The following is a 24,333-nucleotide window of genomic DNA, read 5'->3' as shown; positions in this document are numbered from 1 at the left end:
TGATATTCGCTATAGACAGGCGTTGTTGGTCACTGGTGCTTTTTTGACCGATTCTGTGGACTCTGAAACATGTCCACGGAGTTCATCATGGCCAGCGCAATCATCACTTCTGCCAAACACGGCGCCTATGTGGCTATCGGTCTTTACCTGGTCATGGTGCTGGTTGTCAGTCTTTCGCCACAGTCGCAACAAACCATCGACCCGCCGATCCAGGTGGCACATCCCGGCATCCAGTTTGAACACCGCGCCCAGCAGGCGATGGTTGATCAGGCTGATCTTTCGGGAGTCGGCGGAGCATGAATCGTTGCAAACTTTTGATCATTGCCTTCCTGGCATTCATCACCAACGGATTTTCCTTGCTGGGGATCGGGAGCGGTTCGATAGGCGGGGTGGCACGGGCCATCGAAGCCAATCACAACATCGCGCACAACATCGAGATAGCCAAGGCTATGGGCATGCTGGCCGGCAACCCGCCGACCAAACCCGATAGCGGTTTCTTCGGACCGTTCCAGGTCGATTGCTCGGTGATTGGCATGTGTGAAGTGCTGGCGTAAATGGTTAATACACCACGGTCCCTGTGGGAGCGGGGCTTGCCCGCGATGGGGTCCTCAAGGCCGCCAGAAGCATCGCGGGCAAGCCTTGCTCCCACAGGTTTCGGTGCCCCAAATATCGGTTATTTCTTCATGATCGACGTGAACAACTCCGACTCCAGAAACCGCTGCAACCAGCCCTGCAACCGCTGATAAGGCGTCTGTGCGAACCACTCGCGATCGACATGGGCAAACTGCCGTATGAATGGCATCAGCGCCACGTCGGCCAGGCTCGGATGGTCGGTCAGCAGGTACGCGCGATCCGCCAGCAGTTCATCCAGCTTGCGCAAAAACACCTCGCCCTCGGCTCGATAAGCCTCCATCGGTTGCTCGGGATAGCGCTCGGCGTATTTGTAGCGATTCAAATGCACCTTGAACGCCTGGTCGTTTTCTTCGATCAATGCCGCGATGCGCTCCGGTCCCTGGGGATCGGCCTTGAGCAACCAGTCCTGCGGATCGTTCTGTGCCAGTGCCCAACGCATGATGTCCAGGCTTTCATCGATCACCCGGCCATCGACGCTCAGCACCGGCACCGTGCCTTTGCTCGACAGGGCGAGCATCTCGGCGGGCTTGGCCTTCAGGCTGACTTCGACGATGTCCACGGCAACCCCCGAGTAACGCAAGGCCATGCGCGCCCGCATGGCGTACGGGCAGCGTCGGAACGAATAAAGCGTGATCATTTCACCTCCAGGGTGCTGAGGCCGTTGCCCTGGCGTTGAACCTGAATCTGCACCGGAATCCGTTCATGCATTTCCTGTACGTGGGAAATCACCGCGACCTTGCGTCCCTGTGCCTGCAAGCCATCGAGGGCGTCCATGGCCAGTTGCAGGGAATCCGGGTCGAGGCTGCCGAAGCCCTCGTCGATGAACAACGATTCGATGTTCAGCGTGCTCGATGCCATCGAAGCCAGGCCCAGGGCCAGGGCCAGGGACACCAGGAAGGTCTCGCCGCCGGACAACGAATGCACCGAACGCAGTTCGTCGCCCATTTCGGTATCCATCACCAAAAGCCCGAGCATGCTGCCGCCGCGTTTGAGGCGATAGCGGCGCACCAGCTGGCGCAACTGCACGTTGGCGTGATGCACCAGCAGGTCGAGGTTGTAGGCCTGGGCAATCTTGCGGAAGGTGTCGCCGGTGGCTGAGCCGATCAATGCATTGAGGCGCGCCCAGCGTTGATACTCGGCGTAGGCTTCGGCGATTTGCTGCGCCAACGCCTGATTAGCGTTTTGTCGGCGCTGGTCCTCGGCCTGTTCGGCGCGCAGTTCGGCACATGACTGTTCGCTGGTGGCGCACTGTTGTTGCAGATCGGCGAGGGCGGTCACGAGCTGCTCTGCGTCCAGGTTGCCGTTGTGCTGCGCCTGATGTTCCTGCAGACGCTTGTCGCGCTCCTGCACCAGCACGCTGGCCTGTTCGACGGCCTTTTCGCTGTTCTGCAAACCCTGGCGCAGCTCGCTGACCTGGGTGTCATCGACTTGCAGCAAATCTTCCAGACCACCGTCATCCAGCTCCGGATGACCAGCGCGCCAGTCGGCAATCTTGCCGGCGAGTTCATGCGCTTCGCCTTCCAGCGCCTGCAGGCGTTCTTGTCGGGCCTTGAGTTCGGCAGCGATTTGCACCCGTTGCGTGAGCACGTCCTGCAGGGCCTGGGCTGTCGTGGTCTCGGCGCTGCGGGCGGCCTCCACGTCCCGCTCCAGTTGCTGCTGCCATTGCTCGGCGCTGGCGTGTTCCCCCAACAACTGCGCAAGGGTGTTCTGGCTTGCTTGCTGTTGCTCGGCCAGTGCATTGAACTGTTGCTCGGCAGCCTGCAATTGCTGCGCGCGGACCTGCTGGCGATCCTGTTCTTTTTCCAGGGTCTGCTGACGCTGTAGCTGTTCGGCCAACTCTTCTTTCTGTTGCTCAAGTTGCGTCAGGCGTTCAGTGATCTGCCGGTCGAGCTGGATGAAGGTCGCGGCCGGGTCGGTGCGCAGCGCCTCCAGGGTTTGCGCCGGCAGCAGGCTGGCAAAGGCGCCCAGTTCTTCGTCCAGACGCTTGCGGTCGTTGCTCAGCTCACGCTGTTGATTGTCCAGGTGCTGCGTTGCTTGTTGATGCGCAGTTTCCGCCTGGCGCAGTTGCTGGGTCAGGCGCGCGGCATCCTGTTGCAGGGTGAGCAGGGTGGTTTGCCGCTGTTCGTCCTGAGTGATGCTTTGAGTCAATTGGCTGTTTTGCCGGGCCAGCCAGGCGTCGCGCTGGCCGGCGTCCTGATCCAGTAGCGCAGCGCTCGACGGATGCGCTTCAAGGCTCGGGGCCAGGGCCTGGCGCTGGGTCGCCAGTTGTTCCTGCTGTTGCAGCAGTTCCTTTTGCCGGGCGATCACGCCACCGACTTCGGCGCGCAGTTCAAGGAGCTTTTCCTTGAGCAGATCGACGGCTTTCTGCGCGTTGGCCTGTTCGCTTTCATCGAAGCGGCCGAGGCTTTGCAGCAACGCCTCGGGTTGATGATAAGGATGCTCGTTGCTGCCGCAGACCGGGCACGGCTGATCGTCCTGCAACTGCGCACGCAGTTCCTCGACACTGGCACTGCGCGCCAGGCGCTGGCGCTCCAGCAGATCGCGGGTAACGTTGAGGGTCTGTTCGGCGACGCTCAATTCGTTCTTGGTCTTGACCCCGTCCTCGGTCAGGCGCTCGCGCTCCTGCTGGGCGACAAGCAGGCGCTGTTGCAGCTCGGCATCGCGCTTGTCCAGTTCCTGCTGGCTGGCCCACAGGCGCGTCAGGTCTTCGATGGCGCGCAGTTGTTTGCGGTTGTCCTGCAACAAGGTGCCGAGAATGCCGATCTGCTCGGCGACGGCGTCCGGCTCGGCGTCGGCCTCCTTGAACAGCACCTCCAGCTGCTGCTTCTGCGCGGTGAGGGCTTGCGCGGCAGTCGTGGCGTTTTGTTCGAGGCTGGCCAGTTCCGATTGACCTTGATTGAGGCGATTGCCGATCAACATCAACTGTTGCAGGCGATCGCGGTAGGCACTCCAGGCATCGCTCAAGGGGGCCAGGTGGTTGCTTTGTTCGAGTTCGACGGCGATGCGTTGCAGGTGTTCGGCGACCTGGGTTTGCCGTTCCTGCAGGGCTTGAATGGTGCTTTGTCCCTGGGTGCAGGCTTGCTCGGCGTTTTGCCGGGTTTCGTCGCTCAGGGCGGTGTCCTTGGCCAGGCGGGCGAGGGTGCTCTGCTGTTCAAAGGCTTGGCGCAGCAAGGGGGCGCTGTCGGTTTGCCGCAGCTGCGCTTCGCTCAGCGCGGTTCGGCTGGCGTTGAGCTGTTGTTCGAGTTGCGTCTGGCGCTCGCCCAGTTCGCCGAGCTGCCCGGACTGTTGAGCAATCTGCGCCGCCAGGGGTGTCAGCAACGCATCGATCTGCGCCTTGCGGGCGAACTGGTGCCGTTGCGGTGCCAATTGCTCCAGGCGGGTCAGTTTCAGGCGTGCGCCATCCAGGCTTTGCCAGTGAGTCTGGGCCGATTGCAGTTGCTCGCTGGCGCTGTGTTGCGCGTCCTGCAGCTCGCGCAACGCCTTGAGCCAGGTGTGCTGCAACTCCAGTTGTTTGAGCTGTGCCTGCTGAACTTTCAGCTGCTGCTGGGCGCTGTTGAAGCGCTCATCCAGTTCCGCCCGGGCTTCGGGCGCCAGTGGCGTGACACCGCTGGCCTGATCCTGCAGCAACTTGTGGGCTTCGCGGGCTTCCTTGGTCTTGTCGAAGGCCCGACGTCCCAGCCGGGTGTACAGCGCCGTATCGGTGAGCTTTTCCAATAGCTCACTACGGTCGTTGTCATCGGCCTTGAGGAAGGCGCTGAATTCGCTTTGCGCCAGCAGCACGGCGCGGGTGAACTGTTCGAAGTTCAGGCCCAGTACCGCTTCAATCTGGTTCTTGAATTCAGTCTTCTGGCTGGCCAGCAGTTGATCCTGTTCGATGTCGCGCAAGCTCTGGCGACTGGCCTGCAACCGGCCGGCGGCCTTGTCCCGGGCACGGTTGGCTTCCCAGCGCGCACGATAGCGACGACCGTCGATGCCGACAAAATCCACTTCCGCATAACCGTCCCCGGTACCCCGGCGCAGCAGCGTACGCGGGTCGCCGGTGTTGATTTCACCATCGACATCCGGGGCCTTGGCCGAGGCCTGAACGTTGTTGAGGCGCGGCACGGTGCCGAACAGCGCCAGGCACAGGGCATCGAGCAAGGTGCTTTTACCCGCGCCGGTGGGGCCGGTGATGGCGAACAGGCCGGCGCTGGCCAGTGGTTCGGCGGTGAAGTCGATCTCGAACGGACCGGCCAGCGAGGCGAGGTTCTTCAGGCGAATGGCGAGGATTTTCATGGCTGCTCGCTCTCCATCTGCACGTCCTGCAGCAGCTCGGCAAAGTCCTTGAGGGTTTGCTCGTCGACCTCGCTGCCGTAATTGTCCAGCCAGGCGCGGCTGAACAGTTCCTGAGGCGTGAGCTGGTCGAGTTCGATCAGCGTGGCACCGTCCTCGGCGCCGTCACGGCTGCCACTGCCTGCGTATTCGGCCGCGATACGCACCAGGCGCACGGCCTTGCCTTGCAGGGCGGTTTCCACCTGATTGCGCAGGTCCGGTTGCGGTTCGTCGAGGCGTACCCGCACCTCCAGCCAGGGCTGGCGCTGGTAGTCGGCCAACAGGTCGATGTTCGGCAGGTCGGCCAGTTGCAGCAGGATTTCCGCCAATGGCGCCGGGCCGAGGCGTTGCAGGTTCACCGCGCGGGGAATCAGTTTGGGCTCGACGCTGACCAGGGTTTCGCCGTCGAGGGTGATGTCGAGAATCTGGTGCTTGTAGCTGATCTCGGAGAACGACAAGGGAATCGGCGAGCCGCTGTAGCGAATCCGTTCTTCACCGTTGACCTTCTGCGGCTTGTGCAAGTGGCCAAGGGCGACGTAGCTGATGCTCGGCCCGAACAGACTGGCGGGCAGGGCTTCGGCGTTACCAATGATCAGGCTGCGCTCGGAGTCTTCCGACACCGAGCCACCGGCCATGTGGGCGTGGCTGATGGCGATCAGCGCCTGGCCCGGTTTGCGCTTGGCGTTGGCCGCTTCGATCAGCCATTCGTGAACCTGGCCGATACCGCGCAGGTAGTTGTCGCCCAGGTGCGCGCCGGTGACTTCGGCGGGGCGCAGGAACGGCAGCGCCAGGCACCAGGCGACGACTTTGCCTTTGGCATTGGGCAGCGGCAGCAGCAGGCGCTCGGCATCCAGTTGACCGTCATCGAGCCACAGCACCCGCCCCAGCGCGTGGGTGCGCAAGCGGCGCATCAGTGGCGCGGGCAGTTCGATGCGCGATCCGGAATCATGGTTGCCGGCGATCATCACGATGGTCAGCTTCGGTTGCTGTTCGTGGGCGCTGACGATGAAATCGTAGAGGCGTTCCTGGGCTTTGACCGGCGGGTTGACCGTGTCGAAGATGTCGCCGGCGATCAGCAGTACATCGGGCTGATCCAGCTTGAGCTGACGCAACAGCCACTCAAGAAAACAGCCGTGCTCGAAATCGCGATCCTGGCCGTGCAGGTTCTGCCCGAGGTGCCAGTCGGAGGTGTGGAACAGACGCAAGGCGAACTCCGCTACTTGAAAGGTGATGGCCGCGATGGAAATGAAGGCGGCGAAAGGGGAGAGAGTTTACTGGCAAACGCGCTTGAGGTGGTCGAGCGCCGATTGTGTGGATTTATCCAATTAACTGTGGGAGCGAGCTTGCTCGCGATGGCGGCAAATCAGTGAGCTTCAATGTCGCCTGATGCACCGCTATCGCGAGCAAGCTCGCTCCCACAGGGTGTACACCTTGGCTCAGAAATTATTTGGGATAAAGCGGCGGCAACCCGCTGTCACCCGCCGGATCCTGAACCCGCTCGGCGATCGGGATGGTGCGAATCACTCGCCACAGCTCTTCACCTTGCCAGTGCTGGCCGGCTTCGCTGTACAACGCGCCATTCAAGCCATCCAGTGCGTCAGACAGCGGTACGAAACGGGCGGCCATGTCGGCCAGGGTTTCCGGTTGCTGTCGGGCCCAGGCGTCCAGAGCCTGGCGGGTGGCGTGGGGGTCGTTGGCCTGGCAGGCACGTTTGAGTTCATCGAGCACGGTGCGCGGGCTGGGACCGGTTTGCGCGGCGCGCAGGACCGCCGGTTGCGAGCGCGCGCGCCACCAAAGGCCGAAGCCGAGCAGGGTGGTGCAGGCCAGGAACAGGCTGCTGAGTTTCCAGCGCCACAGGCTTTCGTTCTCAGCCGCCGCGTTGAGCGGCGAGGTTGCGGCCGGGGTGTCGACCATCAGGCTTGGATTGGCGGCCACTTGCAGGCTTCTGGCCGGCAGGCTGCTGTGCTCCAGGTGGTCTTCGAAGGTGTTCCACCAGACCACGTCCACCGAGGGCAACTCGATTGATCCGCTGCGCGACGGCACCAGTGCCTCGCGGTCTTCGCGGCTGCCGACCAGGCCTCTGTCGCTGTTCTGGTTGCCCAGCACCGGTTGATCGGGATAACGACGCAAGCCACTGGCTTCGGTGCCGGGCAGCGGTGGCAGTTGCGAACTGGCCAGGCCTTCGGCCTTCACCGTCAGGCTGCGGGTCAGTGAGTCGCCCACCTGTACGTGTTCGGGTTCCGGGTTCCAGGTCTCGCTGAGTGTCAGGCTGCGCGCCGGCAACCAGGGCAGGTCGGCCGGGTAGGTGATGGGTTTGGCCTTGACCGTCAGCAGCAGCTCGCCGGAGCTGACCCGCATCAGCTTGCCGGACTTGGGCGACTGCGAGGTGGAGTCCGCAGTGGGTTGCGCCTCCACCAGCGCGGCGTTGAATACCTGTCCCGGAATGATCAGTTCGCCGCTGTGCTGCGGGTAGATCGCGTAGCGCATTTCAATCACGCCGTGGCGCACGCCATTGATGTCTTTTTCGTAGGCGCGCGACTCGCCCAGTTGTTCGATGCGCGCGTCGGGAATCTGCAACGGCGGCAGGCTGCTGTCATCGTACAGCGACACAGAATGGTAGATGCGCAAGGTCAGGATGGCCTGGGCCTGCACATAAACGCTGGTTTGATCGAGGCTGGCATCGATGAACACCGGAGCCAGTTTGGTCTGGTTCTCCTGTACTTCGCTCTCGACCACTTGCAAGGTAATCGGCTGGCTCTCTACCTCGCCCATCTTCAGCGCAGGGATCACTACGCTGCCGTTTTGCCGTGGCAGCAGGGTCACGATCCAGCGGGTGGTGGCGCGGTTGTCGCCGTTGAGGGTGTTCAGCTGGTTGACCTGGCGGGTGCCACGGACTTCGAACAACGGCTCCAGGGGCGCCAGGTCCGGTTTGCCGAACTGCGTGACATCGTTGGATTCCAGGGTCAGCTCGACGGTTTCGCCGGAGTTCAGGCGCGTGCGGTCGACACTGGCGACCAACTCTGCGGCCTGGGCCTGAACGGCGCAAAGCAGCGAGGCGAACATGAAAGCGGTGAAGCGGCTCATCGAGTTTTTCCCTGATCCTGATGTTGTTGCTGTTCGTACCAGAATTTGCGCCTGAGCAATTCCCCCGGATCATCCGGGATCTGCCGCAGCCATTGCTCCAGCGCCTGCTGCTGTTCGCCTTCGATGCTGTCGCTGGCCGGGCGCATGGGCGGTGTGGTGTGTTGTTCGTCACCCAATTCGCTGCCCGGCACTTCGTTGCCTCCGGGTTTTGGTGGCGTCGTGGCGGATTGTTCGGTCTCGGCGCTGGCGTGTTGTTCGGTGTTTTCCGGCTCCCCGGGGCCTTGCTGCTGGGTGGCGGCGCCGGGTGGTGGTTCCTGTTCGGAAGCCTGGGATTGCTCGCTGGCGGTTTTGTCCGATTCGTTCTGGGGCGGGTTGGCTTTCTGCTTGAGCAGACTTTCCACCAGTGCCTTGTTGGTCAACGCCGGGCGCAGATCCGGTTGGCGTTCCAGTGCTTGTTCGTAGGCATCCAGTGCGGCTTCCAGCTCACCGCTCCTGGCCAGGGCGTTGCCTCGATTGTAGTGGGCGTTGGCATCGTTGCCCTCGGCGAACCGCTGGGCGGCTGCACTGTAGTCGCCGGCCTCGTAGAGGGCCACACCTTGCCACTGATGATCTTCGAAGTGCTGCGCCGCTTCGGCCGGGCGTTTCTGCTTGAGCAGGTGCAGGCCTCGCTGGTCGGGGCGCAGCCACAGGTCCTGGAAGTCGAAGGCATAGCTTGGCTGTGGCAGTGCCAGCAGCAGCGGCAGGCACAACAGCCAGCCACGGCGCCCGGCGCAGGCCGCCAAGAGCAACAGTGGTAACAACAGCCAGTAACCCTGATCGGCCCAGGTATCCAGGCGCAGGGTCTGGCCGTCGTTGCGCAGGTTGCGCGGGCCGTCGAGCAGGCCCAGGCCGCGCAGGTCGGCATCGCTCAGGCGCCCGTGGCGATAGCGTCCATCCAGGTCATTGACGAAGGCTTTCAGGCCGGGCTCATCCAGATGCGGCACCAGAATTGCCCCCTGTTCGTCCTTGAGGAAGCTGCCGTCTTCCTGGGTGATCGGCGTACCTTCGGCGGTGCCGATACCGATCATCAGGAACTGGGTGGATTTGCCACTCAGTGCCTGGCGGATGCCCTGGCGTTCGAGTTCCGACAGGGACGAGCCGATCAACAGGATCCGGCCGTCGCCTAGTGCGGCTTGCTCCAGCAGGTTCAAGGCCTTGATGACCGCCAGGTCGGCGCGATGGCCGGCTTCGGGCATCAACGATGGCTTGAGCGCATCCAGCAGGTTGCGGCTGGTGGACAGGTCGTCCGACAGCGGCACCAGTGTGTGGGCGCTGCCGGCGTAGACGACGATGGCCGTCTGCGCATCGCTGCGGATCTGCAGCAGGTCCAGCAGCTTGCGCCGGGCCTGTTCCAGGCGATTGGGCGGCACGTCGGTGGCGAGCATTTCCGGGGTCAATTCAACAATCGCCACCAGCGGGTCAGCGGGTTTCTGGCTCTGTTGCTCGACGCGCTCCCAGCTTGGCCCCAGCAGCGCAAGGACAGTCAGAAACCACGCCACGCCCAGCGCCACCCACGGCAGTTTGCTGCCGCGTCCGTTGCCACCGCTGAGCAGTACGCCATGAAAAGCCGGTGGCAGGATCATCTGCCAGCGCCCGGCGCGTTTCTGCCGATGCCAGAGCTGCCACAGCAACCAGCCCAAAAGCGGCAACAACAATAGCCACCAGGGGCGGAACCAGTAAGGCCAGAGCGCGCTCATCGGCGTCTCCGCAGGCGCAGGCGCTTGAGCCGCTGGCGCCAGTCAGGCAGTTGCGTTTGCAAAAACAGATCCTTGGTAAACAGGCGTTGCAGCGGGTTATCCGGCCACAGCTCGCGGGCCACCAGCAACATGCTCAATATCAGCGCCATTGCCAGCGGCCACTGATACAGCGCCTGCGCCGGGCGAGCCTGGGTCGGTTGCTGCGTCACCGGTTCCAGCTGGTCGAGGGTGTCCTTGATCGCTTGCAGCTCTTTGCCGTCGCGGGCGCGGAAGTATTGGCCACCGGTGGCCTCGGCGATCGCCTTGAGGGAAGGCTCGTCAAGATCCAGGCTCGGATTGACGCCGAGAAACCCCAGCGTACCGCTTTGCTCCGGGTCGGCACCGATGCCAATTGGATAGATTTTCACCCCCTCCCTGGCCGCCAGGCGCGCGGCGGTGAGCGGGTCGATTTCACCGCCATTGTTGGCGCCGTCGGTGACCAGAATCAGCACGCGACTCTGGGCCGGGCGCAGTCTCAGGCGTTTGAGGGCCAGGCCGATGGCGTCGCCGATGGCGGTGTTTTTGCCGGCGATGCCGATGCGTGCTTCGTCAAGCCAGACGCGCACGGTGTGGCGGTCGAAGGTCAGCGGTGCCTGCAGGTAGGCCTGGCTGCCGAACAGGATCAGGCCGACCCGGTCGCCATCGCGGTTTTCGAGGAAATCGCCGAGCAGATGCTGAACCAGCGCCAGCCGGCTGACGTCCTCGTCCTGCCACTGCATGTCGGGGAAATCCATGGAACCGGACACGTCCACCGCCACCAGCAGGTCGCGGCCGCTGGCGGCAATCGGTAAGGGTTCGCCGAGCCATTGCGGGCGCGCGGCGGCGGTCAGCAGCATCAACCACAGCAGCATGAACGGTGCCTGTTGCCGCCAGGCGGGCAGGTTGGCCCGGGCACGGCGTCGGGCCAGGCCTTCCAGATCATTGAGGAAGCTGACCTTGAGCGCCGGTTCGCCGCTGTCGGCCACCGGCAGCGCGATACGCATCAGCCACGGCAGGGGCAGCAGGGCGAAAATCCACGGCCAGGCGAACTCAAACATGTTTGCGAATCCAGGTGTCGACAGCCTGGGTCAGGCCGGCGATGGCCTTGTCGTCGAGTTTGCATTCGGGTTTGTAGGCCCCTTCGACCAGCACCATCCAGCGGGTCAGGCCGGCGGCCGGGCAACGGTTGTCGAGGAACGCCAGCCATTTGCGCCCGTTGAGGGTATGGCTCTGGCTATGGGGATAGTGGTTGCGGCACAGGCGCTTGAGCAGGCCGTTGAGCTGCTGCAGCCAGGCCCCGGCGGGGGCACCGTCGTAGGGCTTGGGCATCAGCGCCAGCTCCGCCAGTGCGGCGACGCGTGCCGGGTCCAGTGGTTGTTCGGCGCGCACGACAGGTTTTTTCCGCGGAATGAAGCGCCGCAGCTTCCACACGGCAAAGCCAATGGCGGGCAGCAGCAATAGCAGCAGCCACCAGCCCGGTGCCGGCGGCCAGAAGTCGATGGGCGGCGGGGAGATCAGCGGTTGCAGTTGTTCGAGTCCGTTCATCGACCGGCCCCCGGTTTCTGAGGGTTCAGGTATTCACGCAGTTGCTCGACCATTTCGCTCTGGGTGCTCAACGGCATCATCAACACCCGCAACTTTTGCGCGAGCAATTCCCAGCGGGCGATGCGGGCTTCTGCCTGGGCACGGTAGGTCTGGCGCAGGTCGAAGTTCAGGGTGTCGAGTTCCAGTTGCGCACCGCGCTCGGCAAAGCGTAACAAGCCCGCGGCGGGCAGGGCATGATCCAGTGGGTCGGACAGCGGCAGCAACAGCAGGTCGCAATGGCGGGACAACAGGCTCAGTTGCTGCTCGGCGCTTTCGCTCAAGGCGCGTTCATCGCAGATCACGATGATCAGGCTGCCGGGGCGCGAGACTTCCCGTGCCCGGCGCAGGGCAATGCCAAAGGCGTCGCGGTCGGGCTCGCTTTCGGTGTGCAGCGATTGGTTGACCCGCACCAGTCGGTTGAGCAGTTGCAGCAGGCTCTGCTTGCTGCGTCGCGGCTTGATTTCATAGTGCTCGTTGTCACCGAACACCAGTCCGCCGACCCGGTCGTTGTGCCCGAGCGCGGCCCAGCCAATCAGGCTCGCGGCCTGGGCGGCGAGTACCGATTTGAACATCAGCCCCGAGCCGAAGAACAACCGGCGACTCTGTTCGACCATGATGAAAATCGGCCGCTCGCGCTCTTCATGGAAAAGCTTGGTGTGCGGCTCCTGGGTCCGGGCGGTGACGCGCCAGTCGATGGTCCGCACGTCGTCGCCGGCCTGGTAGACCCGCACCTGGTCGAAGTCCACGCCACGCCCGCGCAGCTTGGAGTGGTGCAGGCCGATCAAGGGGCTGCGCTGGCTCGGTGTGGAGAACAGCTGCACTTCGCGCACGCGATGACGCATCTCGATCATTTCAGCGAGGGTGATGCGAACACCGGGTTCGGACGGCAGGGGCGCGTTCATCGGGGTCAAGCGACGGCTACGACGTCGAGAATCCGCTGGACCACGCGGTCCTGATCGATGCCAGCGGCTTCGGCTTCAAAGGAAAGAATGATGCGGTGGCGCAGCACATCGAACAGCACCGCCTGAATATCCTCAGGGCTTACGAAGTCGCGGCCGGCCAGCCAGGCGTGGGCACGGGCGCAGCGGTCGAGGGCGATGGAGCCGCGAGGGCTGGCGCCATAGGCGATCCACTCGGCCATCTCCGGGTCGAATTTGGCCGGGGTGCGCGTGGCCATGACCAATTGCACCAGGTATTCCTCCACGGCATCGGCCATGTACAAGCCAAGGATTTCCTTGCGCGCGGCGAAAATGGCCTGTTGGCTGACCCGACGCTCCGGCTTGGTCTCGCCGTTCAGGGCTTCACCGCGGGCCTGCTGCAGGATCCGGCGTTCGACGGCGGCATCCGGAAAGCCGATTTTCACGTGCAAGAGGAAACGGTCGAGCTGGGCCTCGGGCAGTGGATAGGTGCCTTCCTGCTCGATGGGGTTTTGCGTGGCCATCACCAGGAACAGCGGCGACAGTTCATAAGTGCTGCGCCCGACACTGACCTGGCGCTCGGCCATGGCCTCGAGCAGCGCCGACTGAACCTTGGCCGGGGCACGGTTGATTTCGTCCGCCAGCACCAGGTTATGGAAGATCGGGCCTTGCTGGAACACGAAGCTGCCGGTTTCCGGGCGATAGATTTCCGTGCCGGTGATGTCGGCAGGCAGCAGGTCGGGGGTGAACTGGATGCGATGGAACTGGGCTTCGATGCCTTCGGCGAGTTCTTTGATGGCCTTGGTCTTGGCCAGGCCGGGAGCGCCTTCGACCAGCATATGGCCGTCGGCGAGCAGGGCGATGAGCAAGCGCTCGATGAGCTTTTCCTGGCCGAGAATCTGCGTTGAAAGAAAGGTTCGCAGCGCCAGTAGCGCTTCACGATGTTCCATCGATGACTGTTCCTGCAAAAGGGTGGCCGAGGTCGTTGGTAAACGCCGGGGCTGGGGGCGTTACTTTAATCCATCGCGGGGGGCGGCGACTAACGGCATTTTGTGCAAAGTGGGGGAAATGATTGGGGTAGTTGCCGGATTTTGCTGGCAGGGGAGCGAACGGGTGGCTGTGCCGGCCCCATCGCGAGCAGGCTCGCTCCTACAATTGAGCGTCGTACACCGTCAATGTAGGAGTGAGCCTGCTCGCGATGAGGGCGGATCAAGCAGCTCAAATCTGGCTGATAAAGGTGCCAGTGCCGTCGAGGATATTCTTCAGGGTCTGCTCAACTTCCGCCATATCCACCATGTCCGGGTTGAAGGTGATTTCCAGCACATCGTCCCCATTCAACGCATCGGCATCCGCCGCAGCGATTTCGATCTTCAGCAGGTTGGCGCCGAGGGTGGCTTTCACGCCCTCCAGGGTCGAGGGCTCGCCGTCGAGGGTGATTTCCAGCTCGTCCTCGTCGGGGTAGCGGGTCATCAGGAACATTTCGCCCTGGTTGCTGTGGCAGCAGAGCATGGCCATGTTGTCTTCTTCGTCATCACACGGGTTGACGATCAAGAGGGCGGTGGTCATTTGCATGGGGAAGTCCTGGCTCGACGAGCGTAGTGAGGGCGAAAGAAAGGCGATTTTGCCAGCCCCGCGCAATTTCTGCTCGCCTGAGTGTCCGGGGCATAACGTGAACGGGCAAAGTGTTGCTGGTCATTTCTGGTACGGGCGTCCCGCAAAACCGGACGGAAAACCGTCATTTTCCCGTGCGACTGCTAGTGTTGTTCGATGCGCCGCGGCGAAGCAGCGTGCCGATGACCGAATATGTCGCAGCATCGCAAGAATGGGCCTTGCCGCACTCGTTAAGCTGCGCAACGGATGAGCACCTGTAAAGGCATTGCGTTGCCGAAAGGCCAGTCGCTTTTGCAGATGCCCATTCACGGAAGGTGAATGTGACCCGAGTGTCTCGTCCAGCTTCACCCACCTGTCGCCCTGTTTCCTCTGCCCGAGAATCAGGAACAGGGTGACGGGTAGCCCCTAAAAGGGGTTTTGCACGCGACGCTTCCATCAATAACAAGCCCTAGCGGAGTACCACAGATGGCGTTCTTCACCGCAGCCAGCAAAGCCGACTTCCAGCACCAACTGCAAGCGGCACTGGCGCAGCACATCAGTGAACAGGCACTGCCACAAGTGGCGCTGTTCGCTGAACAATTCTTCGGCATTATCTCCCTGGACGAACTGACCCAGCGTCGTTTGTCCGACCTCGCTGGCTGTACTCTTTCTGCGTGGCGCCTGCTTGAGCGCTTCGATCACGCGCATCCGCAAGTGCGTGTCTACAACCCCGATTACGAACGCCACGGCTGGCAGTCGACCCACACTGCCGTCGAAGTGCTGCACCACGACCTGCCGTTCCTGGTGGACTCGGTGCGTACCGAGCTGAACCGTCGCGGCTACAGCATCCACACCCTGCAAACCACCGTGCTGAGCGTGCGTCGCGGCGACAAGGGCGAACTGCTGGAAATCCTGCCAAAAGGCACCCAGGGCGACGACGTGCTGCATGAGTCGTTGATGTACCTGGAAATCGACCGCTGCGCCAACACCGCCGAACTGAACGTGCTGACCAAAGAGCTGGAGCAAGTGCTCAGCGAAGTGCGTGCCGCGGTGACCGATTTCGAACCGATGAAAGCCAAGGTCCAGGAAATCCTGACCAACCTGGACAGCAGCCGTTTCGCCGTCGATGCCGAAGAAAAGAACGAAATCAAGGGCTTCCTGGAATGGCTGGTGGGCAACCACTTCACCTTCCTCGGCTACGAAGAGTTCGTGGTCACCGATCAGGCCGATGGCGGTCACATCGAGTATGACCAGAGCTCCTTCCTCGGCCTGACCAAAACCTTGCGCACCGGCATGAGCTACGATGACACGCGCATCGAAAACTACGCCGTGAACTACCTGCGCGAGCCGAAACTGCTGACCTTCGCCAAGGCTGCGCACCCTAGCCGTGTACACCGTCCGGCTTACCCTGACTACGTGTCGATCCGTGAAATCGACGCCGACGGCAAGGTCATCAAGGAATGCCGCTTCATGGGTCTGTACACCTCCTCGGTGTACGGCGAAAGTGTGCGGACCATCCCGTACATCCGTCGCAAGGTCGAGGAAATCGAACGCCGCTCCGGCTTCCAGTCCAAGGCTCACCTGGGCAAGGAACTGGCGCAGGTCCTCGAAGTGCTGCCACGGGACGATCTGTTCCAGACGCCGGTGGACGAGCTGTTCAGCACCGTGATGTCGATCGTGCAGATCCAGGAGCGCAACAAGATTCGCGTGTTCCTGCGCAAGGACCCGTACGGCCGTTTCTGCTACTGCCTGGCCTACGTGCCGCGCGACATCTACTCCACCGAAGTGCGCCAGAAGATCCAGCAAGTGCTGATGGATCGCCTGAAGGCCTCGGACTGCGAGTTCTGGACCTTCTTCTCCGAGTCCGTGCTGGCCCGCGTGCAGCTGATCCTGCGCGTCGACCCGAAAAACCGCATCGACATCGACCCGCAACAGCTGGAAAACGAAGTCATCCAGGCCTGCCGCAGCTGGCAGGACGACTACTCGGCGCTGACCGTTGAAGCCTTCGGCGAAGCCCAGGGCACCAACGTGCTGGCCGACTTCCCGAAAGGCTTTCCGGCCGGTTACCGCGAGCGTTTCGCTGCGCATTCGGCCGTGGTCGACATGCAGCACCTGCTGAACCTCAGCGACAAGAACCCGCTGGTGATGAGCTTCTATCAGCCGCTGGGCCAGGTGTCCGGTCAGCGCGAGCTGCACTGCAAGCTGTACCACGCCGATACCCCGCTGGCCCTGTCCGACGTACTGCCGATCCTGGAAAACCTCGGCCTGCGCGTGCTGGGTGAGTTCCCGTACCGTCTGCGCCACACCAATGGTCGCGAGTTCTGGATTCACGACTTCGCCTTCACTGCTGCTGAAGGCCTGGACCTGGACATCCAGCAGCTCAACGACACCTTGCAGGACGCCTTTGTCCACATCGTGCGTGGCGATGCCGAGAACGATGCATTCAACCGCCTGGTGCTGACCGCCGGCCTGCCATGGCGTGACGTGGCGCTGCTGCGTGCCTACGCCCGTTACCTTAAGCAGATCCGTCTGGGCTTCGACCTGGGCTACATCGCCAGCACCCTGAACAACCACACCGATATCGCTCGCGAACTGACCCGGTTGTTCAAGACCCGTTTCTACCTGGCGCGCAAGCTCAGCGGCGACGATCTGGACGACATGCAGCAACGCCTGGAACACGCGATTCTCAGCGCCCTGGACGACGTTCAGGTGCTCAACGAAGACCGCATCCTGCGTCGCTACCTGGACCTGATCAAGGCGACCCTGCGTACCAACTTCTACCAGACCGACGCCCACGGCCATAACAAGTCGTACTTCAGCTTCAAGTTCAACCCGCACCTGATCCCGGAACTGCCAAAACCTGTTCCGAAGTTCGAGATCTTTGTTTACTCGCCACGGGTCGAAGGCGTGCACCTGCGCTTCGGCAACGTCGCTCGCGGCGGCCTGCGCTGGTCCGACCGTGAAGAAGACTTCCGTACCGAAGTTTTGGGCCTGGTAAAAGCCCAGCAAGTGAAGAACTCGGTGATCGTGCCAGTGGGTGCCAAGGGTGGCTTCCTGCCACGTCGCCTGCCTCTGGGCGGCAGCCGGGACGAGATCGCGGCCGAGGGCATCGCCTGCTACCGCATCTTCATTTCGGGTCTGCTGGACATTACCGACAACCTGAAAGACGGCGCGCTGGTTCCGCCGGCCAACGTCGTGCGTCATGACCACGATGACCCGTACCTGGTAGTGGCCGCGGACAAGGGCACTGCAACCTTCTCCGACATCGCCAACGGCATCGCCATCGACTACGGCTTCTGGCTGGGCGACGCGTTCGCGTCCGGTGGTTCGGCCGGTTACGACCACAAGAAAATGGGCATCACCGCCAAGGGCGCGTGGGTTGGCGTACAGCGCCACTTCCGCGAGCGCGGCATCAATGTCCAGGAAGACAGCATCACGGTAGTGGGCGTCGGCGACATGGCCGGTGACGTGTTCGGTAACGGCTTGCTGATGTCCGACAAGCTGCAATTGGTCGCAGCGTTCAACCACATGCACATCTTCATCGACCCGAACCCGGATCCGGCGACCAGCTTCGCCGAGCGTCAGCGTATGTTCGACCTGCCACGTTCGTCATGGTCGGATTACAACACCGACATCATGTCCGAAGGCGGCGGGATCTTCTCCCGTAGCGCGAAGAGCATCGCGATTTCCCCGCAGATGCAAGAGCGTTTCGACATCAAGGCCGACAAACTGACCCCGACCGAACTGCTCAACGCCTTGCTCAAGGCGCCGGTGGATCTGTTGTGGAACGGCGGTATCGGTACTTACGTCAAGGCCAGCAGCGAAAGCCACGCCGACGTCGGCGACAAGGCCAACGATGCACTGCGCGTGAACGGCAACGAACTGCGCTGCAAAGTGGTGGGCGAGGGCGGCAACCTCGGCATGACCCAGCTGGGTCGTGTGGAGTTCGGCCTCAATGGCGGCGGTTCCAACACCGACTTCATCGACAACGCCGGTGGCGTGGATTGCTCCGACCACGAAGTGAACATCAAGATCCTGCTGAACGAAGTGGTTCAGGCCGGCGACATGACCGACAAGCAACGCAACGAGTTGCTGGCGAGCATGACCGACGAAGTCGGTGGCCTGGTGCTGGGCAACAACTACAAGCAGACCCAGGCGCTGTCCCTGGCGGCTCGTCGTGCCCTGCCACGCATCGCTGAATACAAGCGTCTGATGAACGATCTGGAAGGTCGCGGCAAGCTGGATCGCGCCATCGAGTTCCTGCCGTCTGAAGATGCGATCAACGAGCGCGTCGCTGAAGGCCATGGCCTGACCCGTCCGGAACTGTCGGTACTGATCTCCTACAGCAAGATCGACCTCAAGGAGCAGCTGCTGGGCTCCCTGGTGCCGGATGACGACTACCTGACCCGTGACATGGAAACCGCGTTCCCGCCGACACTGGTGAACAAGTTCTCCGAAGCCATGCGTCGTCACCGTCTGAAGCGCGAAATCGTCAGCACCCAGATCGCCAACGATCTGGTGAACCACATGGGCATCACCTTCGTTCAACGACTCAAAGAGTCGACCGGCATGACCCCGGCGAACGTGGCCGGCGCCTACGTGATCGTGCGTGACATTTTCCACCTCCCTCACTGGTTCCGTCAGATCGAAGCCTTGGACTACAAAGTTTCCGCTGACGTGCAACTGGAGATGATGGACGAGCTGATGCGTCTGGGCCGTCGTGCCACGCGCTGGTTCCTGCGTGCACGCCGCAACGAGCAGAATGCTGCCCGTGACGTCGCGCACTTCGGTCCGCACCTGAAAGAGTTGGGCCTCAAGCTCGACGAACTGCTGGAAGGTCCAACCCGCGAAGGCTGGCAGAAGCGTTATCAGGCTTACGTCGAAGCTGGCGTGCCTGAGCTGCTGGCGCGCATGGTGGCGGGTACCTCGCATCTGTACACCTTGCTGCCAGTCATCGAGGCGTCTGATGTGACCGGCCAGGATCCTGCCGAAGTGGCCAAGGCTTACTTCGCCGTGGGTGAAAAGCTGGACATCACCTGGTACCTGCAACAGATCAGCGCCTTGCCGGTTGAAAACAACTGGCAGGCCCTGGCCCGTGAAGCGTTCCGCGATGACGTCGACTGGCAACAGCGTGCGATCACCATCTCGGTTCTGCAACGCGGTGAAGGCTCCGTGGAAGCTCGCCTGGGTTCGTGGATGGCACAGCACGAAAGCATGATCGAACGCTGGCGCGCCATGCTGGTGGAAATCCGTGCCGCCAGCGGTACGGACTACGCCATGTATGCGGTGGCCAACCGCGAGCTGCTGGATCTGGCCTTGAGCGGTCAAGCGCCGGCGACTGCCGCTGCTCCTGCCAAAGCCGAGCTGGAACCTGCGGCCTGATCAGCCGTTGAATGAAAAAGCCCCGCATTGAAAGATGCGGGGCTTTTTTGTTTTCAGTGTCCGAGCAGGGTTTGCGCGAAATCAGATTTCTTCATCTTGATACTTGGGCTCGATGAACAGCCGGTAAGGGGTCGAATCGATCGGGTAGGGCACATCGCGTTCCAGGATCTGCAGATTGAATGCCACGGGTTCACCGAGCTTATCGGTATAGGCATAAACCTTCGGGTCCTCTATCAAGTGGCGTTTTACCGTGCCCGCATTCCTCGCCTTGAGATAAACCGTGGCTTCGTCCTTCTTGAGATCATCAAGGGTGATGATGTCCTGATCGAGGTTCAGCAAGTTGAACGAAGTGGTGTTGCCACCGGCACCTGCAAAGGCACCCAGGAGGCCTTGGGGGTTTTTGCTGAAGTATTTGCCCAGATAGCCTTCGCTGCGAATCTGAATGTTGTAGTAATCGTCATAGCAGCGGAAATAGACAATCATCTCGTCCGACCGGGTCAGGACGGTGGGGTTGATGGGTTTATGAACCCGCACCATTCTTTTGGTGAGATCGGAGTATCGATGGGCGGTGGTCAGAAGATTGCCCTGGGGGGCGCTGTTGCCGAGCAGCTGTTGGAAGAATTTCATCGGTGTATTGTCGCAGCGGATGCGTGCGATAAATGATCTTTTCTGGTCCGTACTCATAATAATCTCCATTATTCCGAGAGTTCGCGTCATTGCGAATGGCCAGAGTAATGGAGTTGGGTGCGCCGGATCCTGCGGAACAATTGCCTGATATTGCGACGAAGATGCATGGGGCGGTTGCGCCTTATCAGGAGCAAGCTCACACCCACATTAGTTGATATCAAACATCCAACTAATGTGGGAGCGAGCCTGCTCGCGATGGCGTCACTGCCATCAGTACGGTTTCGAGCCGGAGTTGTTATCGATCATCGACACTTTTTCCGTCGGGCTGGCCAATAAGTTATTCAGCGACTGATCGAACTTCTGCAAGGCCCTGACCTGCACGTTTTGCTGTTCGTTGATGTCAGCCACTATCTCTTCACTGCGTTTGAAGTCTGCCCACACCGGGCTCAATGCCTTGGAGTCACGACCATGTGCGCTGCCAATGTAGTTGAGGTGACTGTCATAGAAGTGCGCGCTGACATCCGCTTCAATGTCGGAACTGCGCGAGGTAATGAGCTGGCTGCGGGCGTCCACCACCGCGATCACATCCGGTTTTGCCGCCTTCAGGCTTTGCATGTCCGGGTACACCGTGACCGAACCGAACTGCCGTTGCAGGGAAGCCTTGACCCAGTCCACCGCCAGGTCGGGTTTCGACGTGGCAACGTAGGCGTCATGAATCGGCTGCACCAGCAGGCTCTGGCCGAAACCGGTGCCGGCGTTGGCCTGGTAATCCTGCAGATAGGCACGGTTGGTCTGGGTGTTGTGGCTGTACACCACGCCCAGGGAAACCTGGCTGCCATTCGGAACACTGGTTGCGTTGCTGCGGCCAACCGGTTCACTGAAGATGCCGTCCAGCGATGAAACTGCGGAAGGCGCCGTGGGAATCGAGCAGCCGGTTAACAGAGCCGTCATTGCCAACGTACTGACAAGGGCAAGTTTCATGGTGTACCTCCAGAGGAAAAGTACCAGTCGCATAGTGGGGGTGCCGAGTTCGTCGGCGGTCACTAAAGACTAAACCGGTAATTATTTAATGAAATAACCCTTGTGTATGGTTGTCAGGGTGACGGTAGTTTTTGTTTGATTTAAAGAAGACGGGGTAATTGCCACCGGATATAAAAAGGCCCGAATCAGCGATTCGGGCCTTTTTATTTATGGCTGTTCGCTCAGCGATCAGTTTTTCAATGGGACAAGTACTTGCTCGTCCGGCGACAAAACCATGAAGACCAGCAACTTCGCAGGCTTGGTCTTGCTGGCGTTTTTCGAGACCAGATGTTCGGAGCCCGCCGCTTCGTACCAGAACTCACCGGCCTTGTAAGTCACTTCCTTCTCGCCCTTGACTTGAGAAGTGATGTTGCCTTCGAGGACGTAGGCCATGGCGGTACCGTCGTGCTTGTGAGCAATGGACGATTGGCCTGGCTTGTAATCGACTTCAATCATCAGTGCTTTTTTGCCCGGTACGTTTTTCAGCATTTGGTCCTGCAGGATCGTGACCTTTTCCGACGGGTCATGGGCAAAGGCCGAGGCGGAAACAGTCAGGGTCAGGGCAACCAGAGAAGTGGCACAGAAGCGCAAAACGTTCATGTTCAATACCTGCGTGGGATGAGTTGTCAGGAACAAATCTAGTCCGCCGCGGGTGGTAAACAAACAGCCAATATTCAGGAAGGCAAGGGGACCAATTTTTTCGAGAAACCTGTAGGAGCGAGCCTGCTCGCGATGGTCGTCAACGATAACGCGGGTTGCCAGAATGCCCGCGGTGCGTCGGCTTCCATCGCGAGCAGGCTCGCTCCTACAGGGTGCTTTTTAGCGAATCGGAAAGCTGTTGAAGTCCACGGCATTGGCCAGTTGGCAATCGATCAGATCGATGAAGCCTTGTACTTCGGGACTGTTGAAATGCGATTGCATTGCCGCTTCCGATTGCCAGTGGGCGCTGACGGTCCAGCGGTTACTGTCCTCGGGGCAGCGGTCGACCATATAGGAATCACAGCCCGGTGTTTCGCGCAGGGTGTCGACAATCTTTTGCAGTTGCTTACCCAGTTCTTCCGAGCGGCCGGCGACGGCCTGCACCTTTACGGTATTGATCACTTTGTAGGACATTGGCTCACACTCCTGGATCAGGCCGGACGAATCCTGCTCATTGAAGGATGACACCCTTGCAGGATAGGCCTGCACCCCCGGACAACCAATAGCCAATCGCCGGATAAAGCGGCAGACCAATCCATCAGGCGACCTGTTGCAATATGTCCCGCAGCCGATCCAGTGCGATGTCGATGTCCAGGGTCTCGATGGAGCCAAAGCCCAGGAAAAGCCCGTTCTGGGGCGGTTGCTGGTAGTAGAAGCTGTCGATGGCATAGAGCCCGACTTCGACTTTTTTCGCCAGTTCGATCACCAGTGGCACGTCGATTGGCACCTTGCACAGCACCACCATATGGAAACCGGCCCTGGTCGGCACTGCTTCGAGCCATGGCGAGAGATCATCGGCCATGCGTGCCAGGATTCGCTCGCGTCTGCCTGCATAAATGGTGTGACAGCGCCGAATGTGCTTGAGCAGGCAGCCTTCGGCGATGAACTTGGCCAGCGCCCACTGGGGCAGGGTCGAGGTGTGCAGGTCGGTGAGCTGCTTGGCGCGCACCACCGCTTCGAGGATCGCCGGCGGCAGGATCGCGTAACCCAGGCGCAGTTCCGGCAGCAGGGTTTTCGAGAAAGTCCCGACGTAGGCGACGATCCCGCGCTCATCCATGCTCTGCAGGGAGTCCGTGGGGCGGCCTTCGTAGCGAAATTCGCTGTCGTAATCGTCCTCGATGATGATCGCACCCAGCTCATGGGCCTTGGCCAGCAGCGCCACCCGGCGTTCCTGGCTCATGGGCATGCCAAGGGGGAACTGGTGCGAAGGGGTGACGTAAATCAACCGCGTGCCCAGGGGAATCTTGTCCACCTGGATGCCCTCGGCGTCCACCGGTACGCCAATCACCGTGGCGCCGTGGGTGCCGAACAGCAGGCGTGCCGGCGGATATCCGGGGTCTTCCATGGCCACGATGCTGCCGGGGCGGGTGAGTACGCGGGAAATCAGGTCCAGGGCCTGCTGGGCGCCGTTGCACACCACCACGTCTTCATCCTGGCAATTGACCCCTCGGGAAAACGAGATGTGCCGGGCAATGGCATTACGCAGCGCCGGCAGGCCTTCAGCCAGGCTGTAGAAGCCCTTGGACGAGGCAATCTGGCGCAAGGCGTGGGCCGTGCAGCGTCGCCAGTCGTCCTGGGGGAACTGGCCCTTGCCCGTGGCACCACCGATAAAGTCGTAACGCAACGAGCCTTCCAGCGTCGGGTGGCGCAGGAACACCGGCAAGCTGCGCCAGGACTCGATCACCTCGAAACCGGCCAGCTCGGAAGGGTTCTGCTTGCGTTCGACCTTCGAGGCCCGGGCATTGACGTAGGTGCCCTTGCCGATGACCCCGGTGAGGAAGTTTTCGTAGGTCAGTTGGGCGTAGGTATCGGAAATGGTCTTGCGCGAAATGCCCAGTTGTTCGGCCAGCAAGCGACTGGGTGGAAGCTGCGTCCCTGCTGCCAGGCGGCCCGACTCGATGGCGCTGCGCAGTTGGTTGTACAACTGGCCCGCCAGATCCTTGCGGCCGTTAATGACAACATGTAGTTCCATTCCGACAGGCTCCTGCGGTGATCTTGTTCGCGGCGTGCGTTGCGCAAGATTACCCGGATTGGCCTTCGGGAATGAAGTTGTGCAGGGAAAAAACGCTGAATTGGACTAGCGAAGGGTGGTCTGCGGGAAATTCGGCGAATTGGCTATTGGTCAACAGGACATTAACCATTAGGCTGGTGCCAGGTTAAAGTTAATCAATGGATGCGTAGAAAGTTATAAATTATTTAAAGTTTTGGTATCTCCACCATCAGCCTTGCAATGATTATTGCAGGGCTTTTTTATGCTTGTTTTTCTATCTGTGGCAACTCCGTTTTATATGCTCATCCCTGCAAGAGGTTTATCCTGCAAGGATGAGTCAGGGTGCGGACCATTGCCAATCAATCACTTCAGCTGGCTTTGGCTGGCAGGGTTTGCTCACGTTCAACTGTGCTGCGGTTGTCGTTGCGGATGCGTTCATTTTGTGCGGCAAGCTCTTGAGTACGGGCGTTTGCGCGTTCGATCAGGCGATCGCTGCCACCTTCGGCGAAAGTCAGGCCGCTGAACGCTGCGCACAACAAGCTGCCTACGATAACCAAGTTTTTCATGATGTTTTCCTTCGAAGTGAAGTTGGAAGTGTCTGGATGACGGCGCCAGTTTATGTAGCGAATGACGCCTTAAGAAATATCCAATTTCGCAGTTATCGAGGTGACCAATACATAGGTTTGAAGTTGAGTTGGTAAACTTGCCGGAAATTGCAGGCGGTAATTCAAGGCGGGCGTGG

At 61.1% G+C, this 24,333-nt stretch carries 19 protein-coding genes; 3 read left to right on the top strand and 16 right to left on the bottom strand.

What is annotated here, in order from left to right:
- Positions 1-87 precede the first annotated feature (87 nt).
- On the top strand, positions 88-300 hold the full coding sequence (locus tag ABTV29_RS17100) for a hypothetical protein (RefSeq protein WP_433765686.1): 213 nt from the start codon (positions 88-90) through the stop codon (positions 298-300).
- Positions 297-554, top strand: a complete 258-nt coding sequence (locus tag ABTV29_RS17095) for a hypothetical protein (protein ID WP_433765685.1) — start codon at positions 297-299, stop codon at positions 552-554. Before ABTV29_RS17100 ends, ABTV29_RS17095 begins: the two co-directional genes overlap by 4 nt.
- A 119-nt stretch (positions 555-673) precedes the next feature.
- Here the strand turns inward: ABTV29_RS17095 and ABTV29_RS17090 are convergent, their stop codons facing one another.
- The 10 genes from ABTV29_RS17090 to ABTV29_RS17045 all read right to left on the bottom strand — a co-directional run bounded on the left by ABTV29_RS17090 (position 674) and on the right by ABTV29_RS17045 (position 13,855).
- Positions 674-1,270, bottom strand: a complete 597-nt coding sequence (locus tag ABTV29_RS17090) for a glutathione S-transferase (protein WP_433765684.1) — start codon at positions 1,268-1,270, stop codon at positions 674-676.
- Positions 1,267-4,908, bottom strand: a complete 3,642-nt coding sequence (locus ABTV29_RS17085; protein WP_433765683.1) for an AAA family ATPase — start codon at positions 4,906-4,908, stop codon at positions 1,267-1,269. The genes ABTV29_RS17090 and ABTV29_RS17085 overlap by 4 nt, the downstream gene beginning before the upstream one ends.
- Entirely contained in the window at positions 4,905-6,149 is a 1,245-nt protein-coding gene (locus ABTV29_RS17080; protein ID WP_433765682.1) for an exonuclease SbcCD subunit D C-terminal domain-containing protein, read from the bottom strand. Before ABTV29_RS17080 ends, ABTV29_RS17085 begins: the two co-directional genes overlap by 4 nt.
- Positions 6,150-6,387: 238 nt before the next feature.
- Positions 6,388-8,028, bottom strand: a complete 1,641-nt coding sequence (locus tag ABTV29_RS17075) for a BatD family protein (protein ID WP_433765680.1) — start codon at positions 8,026-8,028, stop codon at positions 6,388-6,390.
- A complete protein-coding gene (locus ABTV29_RS17070) occupies positions 8,025-9,764 on the bottom strand; it encodes a tetratricopeptide repeat protein (RefSeq protein WP_433765678.1) in 1,740 nt (579 codons plus the stop codon). Before ABTV29_RS17070 ends, ABTV29_RS17075 begins: the two co-directional genes overlap by 4 nt.
- Positions 9,761-10,840, bottom strand: coding sequence for a vWA domain-containing protein (locus ABTV29_RS17065; RefSeq protein WP_433765676.1), 1,080 nt, complete (start codon positions 10,838-10,840; stop codon positions 9,761-9,763). The genes ABTV29_RS17070 and ABTV29_RS17065 overlap by 4 nt, the downstream gene beginning before the upstream one ends.
- Positions 10,833-11,327, bottom strand: a complete 495-nt coding sequence (locus ABTV29_RS17060; protein ID WP_433765674.1) for a DUF4381 domain-containing protein — start codon at positions 11,325-11,327, stop codon at positions 10,833-10,835. The genes ABTV29_RS17065 and ABTV29_RS17060 overlap by 8 nt, the downstream gene beginning before the upstream one ends.
- Positions 11,324-12,268, bottom strand: coding sequence for a DUF58 domain-containing protein (locus ABTV29_RS17055; protein WP_433765672.1), 945 nt, complete (start codon positions 12,266-12,268; stop codon positions 11,324-11,326). Before ABTV29_RS17055 ends, ABTV29_RS17060 begins: the two co-directional genes overlap by 4 nt.
- Positions 12,269-12,273: 5 nt before the next feature.
- The gene (locus ABTV29_RS17050) at positions 12,274-13,233 is read right to left on the bottom strand and encodes an AAA family ATPase (protein WP_433765670.1); all 960 of its coding nucleotides are present in this window, start codon (positions 13,231-13,233) and stop codon (positions 12,274-12,276) included.
- Positions 13,234-13,501: 268 nt separating this feature from the next.
- Positions 13,502-13,855, bottom strand: coding sequence for a hypothetical protein (locus ABTV29_RS17045; protein ID WP_433765668.1), 354 nt, complete (start codon positions 13,853-13,855; stop codon positions 13,502-13,504).
- A gap of 504 nt (positions 13,856-14,359) precedes the next feature.
- Here ABTV29_RS17045 and ABTV29_RS17040 point away from each other — a divergent pair.
- Positions 14,360-19,255 carry an NAD-glutamate dehydrogenase gene (locus ABTV29_RS17040; protein WP_433765667.1) on the top strand — a complete coding sequence of 1,632 codons (4,896 nt, stop codon included), beginning with the start codon at positions 14,360-14,362 and terminating at the stop codon, positions 19,253-19,255.
- A gap of 81 nt (positions 19,256-19,336) precedes the next feature.
- Here the strand turns inward: ABTV29_RS17040 and ABTV29_RS17035 are convergent, their stop codons facing one another.
- From ABTV29_RS17035 to ABTV29_RS17010, 6 genes are all read right to left on the bottom strand, one after another.
- A complete protein-coding gene (locus ABTV29_RS17035; RefSeq protein WP_433765665.1) occupies positions 19,337-19,939 on the bottom strand; it encodes a hypothetical protein in 603 nt (200 codons plus the stop codon).
- A gap of 213 nt (positions 19,940-20,152) precedes the next feature.
- Positions 20,153-20,863 carry an ATPase gene (locus ABTV29_RS17030; RefSeq protein WP_433765663.1) on the bottom strand — a complete coding sequence of 237 codons (711 nt, stop codon included), beginning with the start codon at positions 20,861-20,863 and terminating at the stop codon, positions 20,153-20,155.
- A gap of 228 nt (positions 20,864-21,091) precedes the next feature.
- Positions 21,092-21,502, bottom strand: a complete 411-nt coding sequence (locus tag ABTV29_RS17025; RefSeq protein ID WP_433765662.1) for a cupin domain-containing protein — start codon at positions 21,500-21,502, stop codon at positions 21,092-21,094.
- A gap of 219 nt (positions 21,503-21,721) precedes the next feature.
- Entirely contained in the window at positions 21,722-22,015 is a 294-nt protein-coding gene (locus tag ABTV29_RS17020) for an antibiotic biosynthesis monooxygenase family protein (RefSeq protein ID WP_110962613.1), read from the bottom strand.
- A gap of 124 nt (positions 22,016-22,139) precedes the next feature.
- Positions 22,140-23,573 (bottom strand): PLP-dependent aminotransferase family protein, encoded by a 1,434-nt coding sequence (locus tag ABTV29_RS17015; protein WP_433765661.1) that lies wholly within the window; start codon positions 23,571-23,573, stop codon positions 22,140-22,142.
- A gap of 386 nt (positions 23,574-23,959) precedes the next feature.
- Entirely contained in the window at positions 23,960-24,157 is a 198-nt protein-coding gene (locus tag ABTV29_RS17010) for a hypothetical protein (protein WP_433765659.1), read from the bottom strand.
- Between the last annotated feature and the right edge of the window lie 176 nt (positions 24,158-24,333).

The organism is Pseudomonas putida, from assembly GCF_050989985.1.
GTDB lineage: Bacteria > Pseudomonadota > Gammaproteobacteria > Pseudomonadales > Pseudomonadaceae > Aquipseudomonas > Aquipseudomonas putida_AI.
This window is presented reverse-complemented; position numbering and strand designations above follow the sequence as displayed.